Annotated in this window: 14 protein-coding genes and 1 other RNA gene; 11 read left to right on the top strand and 4 right to left on the bottom strand. The window is 45.9% G+C overall.

Annotation, left to right across the window (positions count from 1 at the left end):
• Positions 1-96: 96 nt before the first annotated feature.
• A complete protein-coding gene (gene sspA, locus ACED28_RS02480; protein WP_009848943.1) occupies positions 97-732 on the top strand; it encodes a stringent starvation protein SspA in 636 nt (211 codons plus the stop codon).
• Positions 733-738: 6 nt separating this feature from the next.
• Positions 739-1,233: a ClpXP protease specificity-enhancing factor gene (gene sspB, locus ACED28_RS02475; protein ID WP_012603204.1), complete on the top strand. Its 495-nt coding sequence runs from the start codon at positions 739-741 to the stop codon at positions 1,231-1,233.
• Between the two features lie 164 nt (positions 1,234-1,397).
• On the opposite strand, the gene ACED28_RS02470 is transcribed toward sspB, so the two are convergent.
• The 4 genes from ACED28_RS02470 to ACED28_RS02455 are packed head-to-tail and all read right to left on the bottom strand — an operon-like array spanning position 1,398 to position 4,815.
• Positions 1,398-2,003, bottom strand: coding sequence for a BON domain-containing protein (locus ACED28_RS02470; RefSeq protein WP_017098300.1), 606 nt, complete (start codon positions 2,001-2,003; stop codon positions 1,398-1,400).
• A 16-nt stretch (positions 2,004-2,019) separates the two neighbouring features.
• Positions 2,020-2,610, bottom strand: a complete 591-nt coding sequence (locus tag ACED28_RS02465; RefSeq protein ID WP_004729817.1) for a phosphoheptose isomerase — start codon at positions 2,608-2,610, stop codon at positions 2,020-2,022.
• A 2-nt stretch (positions 2,611-2,612) separates the two neighbouring features.
• Positions 2,613-3,011, bottom strand: a complete 399-nt coding sequence (locus tag ACED28_RS02460; protein ID WP_017098301.1) for a YraN family protein — start codon at positions 3,009-3,011, stop codon at positions 2,613-2,615.
• Entirely contained in the window at positions 2,998-4,815 is a 1,818-nt protein-coding gene (locus ACED28_RS02455; RefSeq protein WP_371709205.1) for a penicillin-binding protein activator, read from the bottom strand. Before ACED28_RS02455 ends, ACED28_RS02460 begins: the two co-directional genes overlap by 14 nt.
• Before the next feature lie 61 nt (positions 4,816-4,876).
• Here ACED28_RS02455 and rsmI point away from each other — a divergent pair, with 61 nt between their 5' ends.
• The 9 genes from rsmI (at position 4,877) to murD (ending at position 14,941) form a co-directional block, all read left to right on the top strand.
• Positions 4,877-5,743 carry a 16S rRNA (cytidine(1402)-2'-O)-methyltransferase gene (gene rsmI, locus ACED28_RS02450; protein WP_009848948.1) on the top strand — a complete coding sequence of 289 codons (867 nt, stop codon included), beginning with the start codon at positions 4,877-4,879 and terminating at the stop codon, positions 5,741-5,743.
• Positions 5,744-5,918: 175 nt separating this feature from the next.
• An RNA gene (rnpB, locus tag ACED28_RS02445) (RNase P RNA component class A) lies at positions 5,919-6,358 on the top strand.
• A 228-nt stretch (positions 6,359-6,586) separates the two neighbouring features.
• Positions 6,587-7,537 carry a 16S rRNA (cytosine(1402)-N(4))-methyltransferase RsmH gene (gene rsmH, locus ACED28_RS02440; protein WP_371709204.1) on the top strand — a complete coding sequence of 317 codons (951 nt, stop codon included), beginning with the start codon at positions 6,587-6,589 and terminating at the stop codon, positions 7,535-7,537.
• A 3-nt stretch (positions 7,538-7,540) separates the two neighbouring features.
• The gene (gene ftsL, locus ACED28_RS02435) at positions 7,541-7,858 is read left to right on the top strand and encodes a cell division protein FtsL (RefSeq protein WP_009848950.1); all 318 of its coding nucleotides are present in this window, start codon (positions 7,541-7,543) and stop codon (positions 7,856-7,858) included.
• Positions 7,855-9,612 (top strand): penicillin-binding transpeptidase domain-containing protein, encoded by a 1,758-nt coding sequence (locus tag ACED28_RS02430; RefSeq protein ID WP_009848951.1) that lies wholly within the window; start codon positions 7,855-7,857, stop codon positions 9,610-9,612. Before ftsL ends, ACED28_RS02430 begins: the two co-directional genes overlap by 4 nt.
• A gap of 18 nt (positions 9,613-9,630) precedes the next feature.
• Positions 9,631-11,115 (top strand): UDP-N-acetylmuramoyl-L-alanyl-D-glutamate--2,6-diaminopimelate ligase, encoded by a 1,485-nt coding sequence (gene murE, locus ACED28_RS02425; protein ID WP_371709203.1) that lies wholly within the window; start codon positions 9,631-9,633, stop codon positions 11,113-11,115.
• Positions 11,115-12,488: a UDP-N-acetylmuramoyl-tripeptide--D-alanyl-D-alanine ligase gene (gene murF, locus ACED28_RS02420; protein ID WP_371709202.1), complete on the top strand. Its 1,374-nt coding sequence runs from the start codon at positions 11,115-11,117 to the stop codon at positions 12,486-12,488. The genes murE and murF overlap by 1 nt, the downstream gene beginning before the upstream one ends.
• On the top strand, positions 12,485-13,567 hold the full coding sequence (gene mraY / locus ACED28_RS02415) for a phospho-N-acetylmuramoyl-pentapeptide-transferase (protein ID WP_019824581.1): 1,083 nt from the start codon (positions 12,485-12,487) through the stop codon (positions 13,565-13,567). The genes murF and mraY overlap by 4 nt, the downstream gene beginning before the upstream one ends.
• 57 nt (positions 13,568-13,624) lie before the next feature.
• Positions 13,625-14,941 (top strand): UDP-N-acetylmuramoyl-L-alanine--D-glutamate ligase, encoded by a 1,317-nt coding sequence (murD, locus tag ACED28_RS02410; RefSeq protein ID WP_371709201.1) that lies wholly within the window; start codon positions 13,625-13,627, stop codon positions 14,939-14,941.
• Positions 14,942-14,943: the final 2 nt, after the last annotated feature.

Raw genomic sequence — 14,943 nt, 5'->3', positions numbered from 1 at the left:
TGTGCTATAATACCGTGCTAATTCCCAAATTATGTTAATGTTCAATGGAGGCTTTAGGCCTCCATTGTTTTTATTTAAAGTGTACTGGAGGGCTCCATGGCTGTAGCTGCCAATAAACGTTCTGTAATGACTCTTTTCTCAAGTGCTTCTGATATGTATAGCCATCAGGTGCGCATTGTTCTTGCTGAAAAAGGCGTAAGTGTTGAAGTTGAGTTGGTTGATGAAAAAAATCTACCAGCAGAGCTTGTTGAACTGAACCCGTACAAATCAGTACCTACTCTTGTTGATCGTGAGCTTGCTCTATATGACTCTAAGATCATCATGGAATACCTAGATGAGCGTTTCCCTCATCCACCATTGATGCCTGTATACCCGGTTGCTCGTGGTAACAGTCGTCTAATGATGTACCGAATTGAGCGTAACTGGTATTCAGTTGCAGAGAAGATCGTTAAAGGCAACGCTGAAGAATCTGAAGCAGCTCGCGTGAAACTGCGCAACGACCTACTGACTCTTGCTCCTATTTTCGCTGAGTATGAATACTTCATGAGCGAAGAGTTTAGCCTAATTGATTGTTACCTAGCTCCGCTACTATGGCGTTTACCTGAGCTTGGTATCGAACTGATTGGTCCTGGTTCTAAAGAACTTAAGATTTACATGAACCGCGTATTCGAACGTGATTCATTCCTAGCTTCTCTAACGGAAGCTGAGCGCGAGATGCGACTCGTTCGCTAAGCGTTTATGGATATTTCAAATATGACTCCACGCCGACCATACATGCTTCGTGCATTTTATGAATGGCTGGTTGATAACGAACTGACTCCACACTTGGTTGTTGAAGCAACATTGCCGGGTGTGAGAGTTCCAGACGAGTTTGTTCAAGATGGTCAGATCATTCTGAACATCGCGCCTCGTGCGGTTGGACAACTTGAACTGGGTAACGAAGCTGTGACGTTTAGTGCTCGCTTTAGTGGTCGTCCACACTCTGTGATCGTTCCGCTATACGCAGTACAAGCAATTTATGCTCGTGAGAATGGTGCTGGTACCATGTTTGAACCTGAAGAGGCTTACATGGAAGCGTTTGAAGAAGGAATTGAAGAAAGTCCTTTTGAAGAACCAGAAAAAGGCCCATCTTTGAGTGTTGCAACAGCAGACGTAGATGCTGAAGAGTCTGACTCAGAACCTGAGCCATCTCGTCCAGCGAAAGGTCGCCCAAGCCTTCGTGTTATCAAATAGCGTTATTTTTTAAATAACTCCAAATACAAAAAAAGCAGCGATTTATCGCTGCTTTTTCTTTTTGTGCTAACTGACTTTTATTAATCTGATTCATTTCGTTAGGCTTTACCAGCCAACCAACCAGCTAATAAGCAGCTAAGTTGGCTAAGTAAATTCAGAGGGTGTTAGTTTACCGAATTGTCATCTTCACCATATTCAAACGCTCGAATCACCTGCTTCACACCAGAGATATTACGCGCAACTTCTGTCGCGATATCAGCGTGTTCTCGAGAAACTAATCCAAGCAGAAATACTTCTGAATCTTCAGTAATGACTTTGACTTTGATACCGTTAAGCTCAGACTTGGCAAGTAGGGCAGACTTCACTTTAGTGGTAATCCAACTGTCTTTGCTGATAGCACTAACAGACAGTGGCTCTTTCACTCGGATCTGGTTGTGTATACTTTCAACTCCCGTTACTGCTTTAGCTTGGCTTTCAAAAGCACGACGTTCAGCATCTGTCGTTGCTTGCCCCATCAGAACTACTGAACCACGGTAAGAGCTTGCTGTGATACTGACATTGCCGCGAAATGGCGGTTTATTAGTCATAGCTGCAACTTCAAATTCGATATTGTTGTCGCTCCAAATCTCTTTGGTGGTTCGTGTATCGGTGACTAGATTTGCAGTAGTTGCTGCACCAGCAATGAAAAGACCAGCACAACCAGATAACGACAGTGTAAGTAGCGAAACACTAATCAGCTTAAGCAGCTTCATAGAAGTTAATGATTTCATCGTGATGCTCCGTATATCACTCTTCGTGAGCTGGGAAGAGTACTTGATCGATTAGGTCACATAAGCAGTGTAGTGTCACCATGTGTACTTCGTGGATACGTGCTGTACGGTGTGAGGGAATACGAATTTCTACATCGTGCTCACCAAGCAGGCCAGCCATTTCACCACCATCTTTACCAGTAAAGGCGATGATTGTCATATCACGTGTTACCGCAGCTTCCATTGCTTTGATGATATTTTTACTGTTACCACTAGTAGATATAGCCAGTAAAATATCACCAGTTTGACCAAACGCACGTACCTGCTTAGAGAAGATCTCTTCATAGTGGTAGTCGTTTGCCACAGCCGTTAGTGTGGTGTTATCAGCAGTGAGAGCCATTGCTGGAAGACTAGGGCGCTCGGTTTCAAAGCGATTAAGTAGGCAAGAGACAAATTGCTGAGCATTCGATGCCGAACCACCGTTACCACAACAAAGAATCTTGTTTCCGTTAAGCAGGGTTGCAACCATTGCTTGAGCGGCATGCGTGATTGCGTCTGGCAGAGCTTCTGCCGCCGCAATTTGGATTTGAATACTTTCTGTAAAACTTTCTTTGATGCTGTCTAGCATGTTTATCCTTGGGTAATCGCGTTTTGAATCCAGTCGATAGTGTCATTCGGCCCTTCGATGGCAATGATATCAAACCTGTAATCTGTAGAGTGTACCGACAAGCCTTGCTGCATAAGCCAAACATTGGCTGTTTTGAGTAGCTTTTGTGACTTTTTGGCAGTCACCATTTCAGCGGCATGTCCGTAGCGTGTTTGCTTGCGGTATTTTACCTCAGTAAACACAACCGTATTGTTATGGCGCATTATAAGATCAATTTCGCCACACTTTGCTATGAAGTTTTGTTCAATTAACGATAAACCGTGGCGAACTAAATAATTCTTTGCCACGGTCTCGTATTTATCACCCACTTGTTTGTGGGTGATTGTTGGCTTGGATAGGAACTTACGGCTAAAAAGCCCCATGCTCTGCCCAGCTGATTTCACGTTGAACAACACAGTTGTTGTCGATGGTTAATACGCCGGTTTCACCTGTAATGCTGTAATCTTGTACGGCTTTCATCTGTGGTAGCGCATCCATTAGATAGTATGCATCCATTCCTAGAGCTTGTAGACGCTTTTGGCTGTTCGAGTGTGAAGGCCATAGGTCATTAAGCGCTTTGTTAAGCTCGTTTTTGTTCTCGACCAATAGCGGGATATCGCTGTAGAAGACACCCGTTAGGTCTTCATATTGCTTGTCACCGCTGTTGCTGCGTGAGTTTGAAAACAGTGCAGGTTGGCTAGCATCAGGGTTAATTGCAACTTCAATGAAGGGCTTGATGAGTGTTAGCTCTGAGTTCTTAGCGACAATGTAGACAGAATCGATATCACGACGACTGCGTGGTTCTGTTTCTAGGTCTAAGTTAAGTAGCCCATCCATTTGAGCGATACGTTGTTGGCTCTCTTGTAAACCAAAAATCTGATTCACATTACGTTGCAGTTGGCGTTTATCAGAGAACAAGCTGATAGCAACATCGTTGCTGCTGTACTTTTTCCACTCTGCCTTAAAGGCTTGCTCAACTCGATCACCTAAACGTCCTTTGGGTGCAAGAATAAGTGGGTACTTATAGCCTTGTGCAAAAAGATGTTTCGCAGCCTGAGCGACTTCTTGTTCTGGCGATAAAGCGAGATAACAAATATTAGTATCTGGTTCTAGCTGAGTTGGAATGTTCAGAGCTAACGCAGGAATCGAGTTCTCGTGATTTTTCTGCGCTTGTTGAAGCTTGGTGATGTTGCTCTTAATCAGCGGACCAACAATGAAATCAACGTTGTTTTCTTCCAGTGTTGCTTTAATTTCAGCGGCACTTTGTACGTTGGTATCCATTACGGTCAGCGTTGCATCTTCTTCACGCTCTTTGTCATTCATCATCGCAAAGATAAAACCGTCACGAACGAGCTGAGCTTGCTTGCCGTACTTACCTGTTAAAGGCAGTAACAAAGCGGTGCTGGTCGGCTTGCTGATTTCTAACGCTAATATGTCGGTGATTGCTTGAGGTGTATAAGTAGCCGCAGGGTGCTGAGGATTCTCGGCTAACCAATCAGACAGGGTTTCCTGTAGGTTTGGAAGGTTCGAATTCAGCGTCTTCATGTAGATAGCCAGTTGCAACCAACCTGAAAGCACATCTTCTGTCGGCGATGTTTTCAGTTCTAGAATCTCGTATTGAGAGTAGCTATTCAGGTTCTGCCAAATACGGTCGGCCGTTTGCTGTTGGCTTTCGTCGTTAGAGTCCAGGTATTCAGAATAAAGGACTAACTCACGGCTCGCTTCGAAATACTCATTCTGTATTTCAGAAATGTTGGCGCGTAGCTCGTGATAATCTTTCCATTGCTCGTTCGGAAGCTTCCACCAAGGTTGAAAGTTCAGTTGGCTGTACGCTTGCTGTGGTTGCGAGTTATTCACCAGCAGTTGAGCGCGAGCTAGTTGCCATTCTGCTTGTTGAACTTCACTCAGCTCTTGTTTGGCTAAGCGTTTGATCAGCAGAGTCGCTTGATCGGTTTTTCCAGCTTGCACAGAAGCCTTAAGCGCCATGATTAACCAGTCGTTTTGTAGACTTCCTTTGCTACTATCCGCCTGCATCATGTAACTTTCAGTTGATTGCGCTGGATCTAGTGTAATATCAACACGCGTTGGTGCTTGAGGACCTGAAGAACAAGCCGCCAATGTAATTGCTAATGCAATTGGAGTGAGTAAGCGTGGTACACTGAGTCTCTTATGGTTCATCGTTGCCATGAGTTCTTTAAATTCCGTATAAATTTGTATCTATATTAATCGTTGAAGTGATGGTAAACAAATGACAGATAACAAAACCTTGCTCACAGAGAGCCCAACTCTCTATATTGTGCCAACCCCAATCGGAAATTTGGGAGATATCACTCAAAGAGCAATTGAAATTTTATCAAGTGTCGATGTTATTGCAGCCGAAGACACACGCCACACGGGTAAGCTGCTTGCTCACTTCAATATATCAACCAGAACGTTCGCTTTACATGATCATAATGAACAAACTAAAGCACAAGTTCTAGTCGAAAGGTTATTAGAAGGTCAGTCTATCGCATTAGTCTCTGATGCGGGTACTCCTTTAATCAGTGATCCAGGTTACCATCTTGTCTCACAATGTCGTCAAGCGGGTGTGAGAGTTGTGCCACTTCCTGGTGCTTGTGCTGTGATTACCGCACTAAGTGCGTCTGGTTTGCCGTCTGATCGTTTCAGCTTTGAAGGTTTCTTACCGCCAAAGAGCAAAGGTCGTAAAGACAAGTTCTTAGAGATCGCAAAAGCAGAACGCACGTGTATCTTCTACGAATCTCCGCACCGTATTACTGATTCTCTACAAGACATGCTAGAGATCTTAGGCCCTGACCGTGAGGTTGTGTTGGCGCGTGAGCTAACCAAAACCTTCGAAACCATCCAAGGTCTGCCACTTGGTGAACTTATTGAGTGGATTGAAGAAGACGCAAACCGTAAACGCGGTGAGATGGTATTGCTAATTCACGGTCACCGTGAAGAAGCGAGCACAGAGTTGCCAGACGAAGCGACTCGCACGCTGGGTATTCTAACCAAAGAACTGCCACTTAAAAAAGCAGCGGCGATGACGGCAGAAATCTACAATCTGAAAAAGAACGCTTTATACAAATGGGGCCTAGAGCATCTAGACAACTAGATACCTCTTAATAGAGTAGCTAACCTGTATTGAAAAGCTTGTGAGGAGTGATGGTAATACCGTCGCTCCTTTTTTTTGCTTGGATTGTGTGAAATTCGTGCACTTGCTTAATGGTTTGCAGCATATTTGTGATCTCGCTAGACACTGCACACAAATCTCTATACAATCCGCCCTCGGAGTTGAACGGGTAATCGCTGCTTTGCTGATGTCCTTCGGGAGACTGACGTTGAGGTCCTTCGGGAAACTGACGTTGAAGTCCTTCGGGAGACTGGTAGAGGGGAGGAACGTCCGGGCTCCATAGAGCAGGGTGCCAGATAACGTCTGGGGGGCGCGAGCCCACGACAAGTGCAGCAGAGAGAAGACCGCCGATGGCCTCATTTCTTCGGAAGAGGCACAGGTAAGGCTGAAAGGGTGCGGTAAGAGCGCACCGTGCGACTGGCAACAGTTCGTAGCAAGGTAAACTCCACCCGGAGCAAGATCAAATAGGCCCTCGCATTGCGCTGCTCGCGTATGGGGGCGGGTAGATTGCTTGAGCCTGTGAGCGATTGCAGGCCTAGACGAATGGTTACCGCCGCGCAAGCGGAACAGAACCCGGCGTATGTGTCAACTCCACCTATATAAAGAACCCATCATTACTTAACGGTAGTGATGGGTTTTTTGCTTTATATTGACGTTAATTATTTAGATTTCCTTAGAATCCATCATCTTGATATGAGCTTGGGTCAAAAATTCCCAAAGCCTATACACAATATGGTGGAGATACGGCGTGAAATCAGTAAACTAAAACGTTAATAGAACATATTATTGCCGAACTAATGGCTCAATCCATTCACTGAGAAGACTATGACAGAAGCATTCAAACATATTTCAGTATTGCTTAACGAATCTATTGACGGACTTGCGATCAAACCTGACGGTACCTATATCGATGGTACTTTTGGCCGTGGTGGTCACAGCCGTACAATCCTGTCTAAACTGGGCGAGAATGGAAGACTCTTTAGTATCGACCGCGATCCACAAGCGATTGCCGAAGCACAAAAGATTGATGACCCTCGTTTTACGATTATTCACGGCCCGTTCTCAGGTATGGCTGAATATGCAGAGCGTTATGACTTAGTCGGTCAAGTGGATGGCGTATTGCTGGATTTAGGTGTCTCTTCACCACAGCTGGATGATGCTGAACGTGGCTTTAGCTTTATGAAAGATGGCCCGCTTGATATGCGTATGGATCCAACAACCGGCATTCCTGTTTCTCAGTGGTTGGTTGAAGCTGATCTTGATGACATCACATGGGTTATTCGTGAGTTCGGTGAAGACAAACACGCTCGTCGTATCGCGAAAGGCATCATTGCTTATCAAGAGAATGAAGAGAACGAACCGCTAACGCGCACTGGTCAACTGGCTAAGCTTATCTCTGATGTCGCTCCAAAAAGCTTCAAAGAGAAAAAACACCCAGCAACACGTGCTTTCCAAGCATTCCGTATCTACATTAACAGTGAACTGGAAGAGATCGATACAGCACTGAAAGGCGTGGCAAGCATTCTAGCTCCTCAAGGTCGTATCTCTGTTATCAGTTTCCACTCGCTTGAAGACCGTATGGTGAAGCGCTTTATCCGTAAAGAGAGCCAAGGACCGCAAGTACCACATGGCCTGCCACTAACTGAAGAGCAGATCAAAGCGCTAGGCAGTGCCGATCTGAAACCAATTGGTAAAGCAATCAAGCCTTCTAAAGATGAAGTGGATGAGAATACTCGTTCGCGTAGTTCAGTACTACGAATCGCAGAAAAGCTATAGTCAATGAAGACCTCCAAACCCAACTTAGCCAAGATAATCTTTTTTGATTTGATCTCCGTGGGTAAAGTCCCATTGGGGCTTCTTATCTGCATCTTTGCGAGTGCGATGGGGGTCGTTCTTACGACACATGTATCACGTCAGGCGATTACGCAAAAAGACATGGCATTGGTGGAGCGGGAACAACTTGATGATGAGTGGCGAAATTTAATGCTTGAAGAGACGGCGCTAGCAGAACACAGCCGCGTTCAAGCATCGGCAAAAAGAGAGCTAGACATGAAACGTCCAGACTCCGACAAAGAAGTTGTGATCACACTGAAATGACCGGTAAAAAGGAAAAAACACCCGCAAAAACCGTTAATGAATCAACGAAAGAGCGAGTGAAGAGCGAAAAGGATTCGGATCCAATTCTTATTAAATGGCGTTTCAACGTTGTTATTGCTTTCGTGTTTCTAGCCTTTGCTGCACTCGTTGGCCGTGTGGCTTACATCCAAATCATTGAACCCGATAACTTAATTCGTCAGGGCGATCTTCGCTCAGTGCGTGTTAAGGCTATTCCTTCTGCTCGCGGTATTATCTCTGACCGCAATGGCGAGCCGCTTGCTGTGAGTGTTCCCGTTGAAGCTGTATGGGCCGACCCAAAAACGATTTTCGATAAAAATGGCATGGCCCAGATTGATCGTTGGTATGCGTTAGCCGATGTACTTGGCCTACAGCGACAATCGATGATCGATAAGATCTCTAGCAATAAATCCCGTCGATTTATTTATCTACAAAGACAAGTTAGCCCTGCGATGGCTAAGTATATCCGTGAACTTAAGCTGGTGGGTGTGGGCCTAAAAGCGGAATCTCGACGTTACTACCCTGCTGGTGAAGTCAGTGCACACCTTATCGGTGTGACCGGAATTGATGGGCACGGCCTGGAAGGGGTTGAACGCAGTTACGATAAATGGCTTACGGGCGAAGCAGGCAAGCGAACGATTCGTAAAGACCGCTACGGACGCGTTGTCGAAAACATTGCGTTAGAAGAACGCGAAGAAGGCAAACCACTAGAACTCACCATCGATCAACGACTGCAGGCGATAGCCTATCGAGCGATTAAGCAAGCGGTGGCCGATCATAAAGCGACCTCAGGCTCTGCAGTATTACTCGATGTGAAAACGGGCGCTGTGTTAGCCATGGTCAATGCACCGTCTTACAACCCGAACAACCGCTCTGATTTACAAAGCTTTAAAATGCGAAACCGCGTGCTGACCGATGCTATGGAGCCCGGCTCAACAGTGAAACCTTTTGTGGTGCTCGCCGCATTAGAAAATGGTACAGCTGATGCGAAATCTATTATTGATACGGGTAATGGCATCATGCAAATTGGAGGTAGCCGAGTACGTGATACCTCTAAAGTGGGCAAGGCTGATTTAGCCTTGATCCTTAAAAAATCAAGTAACATCGGCGTTGCGAAATTGGCGCTTGATATGCCACTTGAAGCGTTACTTGGTATGTACAGTTCGGTTGGTTTAGGCGAAATGTCTGGGCTAAATCTTGTGGGTGAAACGAGTGGTATTTTCCCTAACCGTCGCCGTTGGTCCAAGTTCGAAATCGCGACGCTATCGTTTGGTTATGGCTTATCTGTGACCCCGCTTCAGTTGGCTCATGCTTACGCAACGTTAGCCAACAAAGGCATGTATGAACCGATTCATATCATTAAAAGCAACGACCAAGACTTCTCAAAGCAGATCATCAAACGTGAAAATGCAGAGATGGTATTGCAAATGTTAGAAGGCGTGACTCAAAAGGGCGGAACTGCAACCAGAGCCGCTGTTCCGGGTTATCGAGTTGCGGCAAAAACGGGTACATCTCGTAAAGCCGCTGCGGGTGGCTATAGTGATGAGTATATTGCTATAACGTCGGGTTTTGCTCCAGTCAGCGATCCAAGAGTAGCTCTGGTTGTCGTAGTCAATGAGCCGCAAGGTGACCTTTACTATGGTGGTTCAGTTGCTGCCCCCGTTTTTTCTGAAATCATGAAGGGTGCACTGCAAATACTCAATGTCCCTGCTGATGAAAACAAGTTTCAAGAATAGAGCCAATCAGGATTCAATATGAGTAATAGCCTCACGCTGTCATCTTTACTTTCTCCTTGGGGGGACTTTAGTTCACTTGAGCTAGATGCGATTGCTGTTGAGCAATTGGAGTTGGATAGCCGTGCAATCAAGGAAGGCGATATTTTTGTTGCCATTGTTGGACATGCCATTGATGGTCGTCGCTTTATCGACAAAGCCGTCGCTCAAGGTGCGAAAGCTGTCATTGCACAAGCGAGTGATGACAAAACTCATGGCTTGGTTGAGTGGTTAAATGCTGTTCCTGTTGTTTATGTATCTGAGCTAAATTCAATTCTCTCTGAACTGGCTGGCCGAGTTTATTCTTCTCAAGCGACTAAGTTGATTGGTGTTACCGGTACCAATGGCAAAACCACCATCACCCAATTGATTGTTCAGTGGCTTGATTTGGTCGGCCAGCGTTCGGCGGTAATGGGCACCACGGGTAATGGCTTCTTAGATAACCTAAAAACAGCGGCTAATACCACAGGCAGCGCGATTGAAATACAACGCACACTGAGCGAGTTGGCTGAGGAAAGTGCAGTTTATACCGCGATGGAAATCTCTTCTCATGGTTTGGTTCAAGGCCGAGTAAAAGCGTTGGATTTTGAGGTTGGTGTGTTCACTAACCTGAGTCGTGATCACCTTGATTACCACGGCACGATGGAAGAGTACGCATTGGCTAAGAAAAGCCTGTTTACTCAACACAAATGCAAACATGCAGTGATCAATGTGGATGATGAAGTCGGCAAAGCGTGGATGTCAGATTTGTCCAATGCCATAGCCGTTTCGCTGTCACCGCTAACGGGCTATCAACAATCGGTATGGGCATCTGATGTCGCCTATGCAGAAACTGGGATTAAGCTCTCTTTCGATGGTACCTGGGGGCAAGGTGATCTTTCGGTTCCATTGATTGGTCAGTTCAACGCATCAAACGTACTGGTTGCTTTCGCGACTTTGCTTTCATTGGGCATCGACAAGCAAACCTTGGTCGACACCGCGCCTCAGCTTCAACCTGTTATTGGTCGTATGGAACTGTTTCAAGTTCCGAGCAAAGCAAAAGTCGTTGTCGATTACGCGCACACGCCAGATGCTCTAGAAAAAGCATTGGCTGCACTGCGTGTACACTGCTCAGGAAAGCTGTGGGCTATCTTCGGCTGTGGTGGCGATCGCGACACAGGTAAGCGCCCAATGATGACGGTAACGGCAGAGCAGTTCGCCGACAAAATTATTATTTCAGATGACAACCCTCGCAGCGAAGATCCTGCACTGATTGTTAAAGACATGCTAGCTGGCTTAAGCGAACCAGAATCTGCATTCGTCGAGCACGATCGCTATCAAGCGGTTAAGTTTGCCCTAGAACAGGCCGGCTGTAATGACATTATTCTTTTGGCTGGTAAAGGCCATGAGGATTACCAAGTATTGAAAGACGAAACGATCCATTACTCAGATCGAGAGTCTGCGCTACAACTTTTAGGTATTTCATAATGATTGATGTATCACTCGAGCAGATTTGTTCAGCGGTGAGCGGTCAGCTGATTGAGGCTGGCAAGTCGAGCAATAGTGTTATTAATGCGGTTTCTACTGACACTCGAACCGTTGAAGAGGGCGCACTGTTTGTTGCTCTTGTTGGCGAACGCTTTGATGCGCATGACTTTTGTCATCAAGCGGTAGAGGCTAATACGAGCGCGTTGTTAGTCGAACGAAAACTTGACCTAAATATTACTCAGGTGGTTGTTGAAGACACTAAACTTGCTTTAGGTCAGCTAAGTGCTTGGATCCACAAACAATGTGACGTGCCAACCATGGCGATAACAGGAAGCTGTGGTAAAACAACCGTCAAAGAGATGGTGGCGAGCATTCTGCAACAACGTGGCAAGGTGCTGTTTACGGCAGGTAACTTCAATAATGATATTGGAGTACCACTAACCTTGCTGCGTAGTGAACCCAATGACGACTACGCCGTGATAGAACTGGGCGCGAACCACATTGGTGAAATCGCCTATACCACGCAGCTTGTGAAACCACAGGTGGCCTTAGTGAATAACGTTGCTGCCGCGCATCTAGAGGGCTTTGGCTCAATTGATGGTGTTAAACAAGCGAAAGGTGAAATCTTTCAGGGGCTTGCTGCCGGTGATACTGCTATTGTTAATCTAGAAAGCAACGGTGGTGACTTCTGGAATGAAGTACTCGCAGATAAAACGGTACTGACATTTTCAGAAAGCGACAACACGGCAGATTACTTTGCTAAGCATATTCGCATTAATGAACAGGGCGAAGCTTGCTTTGAGATGCAAACACCGCAAGGCGCTATGCCGGTTGAGCTTGGCATTATCGGTCAGCATAACGTAGCGAATGCGTTGGCCGCAGCAGCGTTGAGCATTCAGTTTGGTGCCACGCTTGAAGAAGTAAAAAATGGTTTAGCGAATCTTATCTCTGTCAAAGGGCGAGTTGAGGTTCAACAATTAAGTCAGAATATCAAGCTGATAGATGACAGTTATAACGCCAGCGTACCCGCGATGAAGGCGGCAGCCAAACTGCTGTCGAGCTTCAAAGGTCAACGTTGGTTGATTTTAGGCAATATGGCTGAATTAGGCGACGAAAGCCTTGCACTTCACCGTCAAGTCGGTGAATATGCTGCCCCATTCGCTTTTGAGCATGTACTCACTTACGGTGATGATACCAAGGTGATTAGTGAGGTCTGTAATGGTACCCACTTTGCAACACATCAAGCGATGATCGCGCACATAGAGCAGCACTTATGCTTGCCAGAAAACGCGTCACATACCTTGTTGGTAAAAGGCGCAAATAGTGCAGGAATGAGTAAAATAGCCGCTGCTTTAAAGGAGAACTTTTCATGATAATTTGGCTTGCAGAGCTACTACAGCCACACCTTTCTTTTTTCCGTTTGTTCGAATACCTATCGTTTCGTGCAATCGCGAGTATTTTGACGGCTTTATGTCTGTCGCTGTGGATGGGACCTCGTTTAATTGAGCGTCTGCAAATGCTACAAATTGGCCAAGTTGTTCGTAATGACGGCCCTGAATCTCACTTTAGCAAACGTGGTACACCTACTATGGGTGGTGTGATGATCCTAGCTGCCATTATTATTACGGTATTAATGTGGGCTGATCTTTCTAATCCTTACGTTTGGGCGGTATTGGTTGTCCTTGGCGGTTACGGTGCGGTTGGCTTTGTTGATGACTACCGTAAAGTGGTTCGTAAAAACACTGATGGTTTGATCGCGCGCTGGAAGTACTTCTGGCAATCAGCGATTGCTTTAGTTGTGGCATTTGCTCTGTATGCTCATGGACACGATACTGCGGCAACCCAATTGGTGGTTCCTTTCTTTAAAGATGTGATGCCACAATTAGGTTTATTGTACATCGTACTGACTTATTTTGTTATTGTGGGTACTAGTAACGCGGTGAACCTAACAGACGGCCTAGATGGTTTGGCGATTATGCCAACAGTGATGGTTGCTGCTGGTTTTGCTGTGATTGCTTGGGCGACAGGTAACGTTAACTTCGCAGCATATCTACACATTCCATACATCCCGTACACTTCTGAGCTTGTAGTTGTATGTACTGCTATCGTCGGTGCTGGACTTGGTTTCCTATGGTTCAACACCTACCCAGCTCAAGTATTCATGGGCGATGTTGGTTCGCTAGCACTGGGCGGTGCACTGGGTGTGATTGCTGTGTTAGTTCGCCAAGAGTTGGTACTGGTTATCATGGGTGGTGTGTTTGTAATGGAGACTCTGTCAGTGATTCTGCAGGTGGGCTCTTACAAATTGCGTGGTCAGCGTATTTTCCGCATGGCACCGATTCACCATCACTATGAACTGAAAGGTTGGCCAGAGCCGCGTGTTATCGTGCGTTTTTGGATCATCTCAATGGTATTAGTACTGGTTGGCCTAGCGACACTGAAAGTTCGTTAATCCTATGTGAGCCTCTGAGTAGGGGCTCTTTAAAACTATTAAGAGCATCTTGTTTAAATGGAACATTGGCAAAATATTCAAAATGTAGTGGTTGTGGGGCTCGGTATTACCGGGCTCTCTGTCGTTAAACATCTCGTAAAATATCAACCTCAGACTCATGTGAGAGTGATTGATACACGAGAACTACCACCAGGCCGAGAATCTTTGCCTGAATCGGTAGAGCTGCATTCTGGAAGTTGGAATAGCCAATGGTTGGCTGAGGCTGATTTGGTGGTTGCTAACCCAGGTATCGCCTTGGCGACCCCTGAAATACAAGATGTTATTCAAGCGGGAACTCCGGTTGTTGGCGATATTGAACTGTTTGGTTGGGCGGTAGACAAACCCGTCGTGGCAATAACAGGCTCCAATGGCAAAAGTACGGTGACCGATCTAACGGGTGTGCTTGCTAAAGCTGCTGGTCTTAACGTAGGTGTTGGTGGCAACATCGGTATTCCTGCCTTAGACCTTCTTGAGCTTGATGCTGACTTGTATGTCCTTGAGCTTTCAAGCTTTCAGCTAGAGACAACATCCAGTCTAAATCTTGCAGCGGCGGCTTTTTTGAACCTGTCAGAAGATCATATGGATCGCTATCAAGGCATGGTCGATTACCGTGACGCTAAATTAAGAATTTTTAACAATGCTCAGTACGCGATTGTAAACCGCGAAGACAAAGAGACTTATCCTGACCATACGATGTCATTGGTGACATTTGGACTTGATGACCAAGAGTTTGGTGTATCAATGGTCGATGGCACCGAATGGCTAGTGGATAACGGTAAGTCAGTACTTGCTACCCAAGATTTAACATTGGTTGGACGTCATAACGTGGCGAATGCGTTAGTCTCGTTAGCGTTATTGAAGCAAGTCGGTATTGATTACAACAAAAGCCTTGAAGCTCTGAAAGCCTACAATGGTTTAACGCATCGCTGCCAAGTAGTGGCTAACAAACGCGAAATCAAATGGGTTAACGACTCGAAAGCGACCAACGTAGCCAGTACATTAGCGGCTCTGTCGGGGTTAGAGTACCAAGGTACTTTGTATCTCTTAGTCGGAGGTGTGGGCAAAGGCGCTGACTTTAGCGAGCTTAAGCCTGTGTTGGCGCAACTAGACCGCGTACAACTGTGTTGCTTCGGTGAAGATGCTGCGCAATTTATGCCATTACATCCATCAGCTAAGACGTTTGATACCATGCGTGACATCATCGAGAGTATCTCTGCACAATTGGTGTCGGGTGACATGGTGATGTTGTCTCCTGCATGTGCAAGCTTCGATCAATTTAATAACTTCATGGCGAGAGGTGATGCGTTCACTGAACTTGCTCATGAGTATGCCTAACG

The sequence above is a fragment of the Vibrio sp. 1F253 genome (genome assembly GCF_041439295.1).
GTDB classification, from domain to species: domain Bacteria; phylum Pseudomonadota; class Gammaproteobacteria; order Enterobacterales; family Vibrionaceae; genus Vibrio; species Vibrio tasmaniensis_A.
This window is presented reverse-complemented; position numbering and strand designations above follow the sequence as displayed.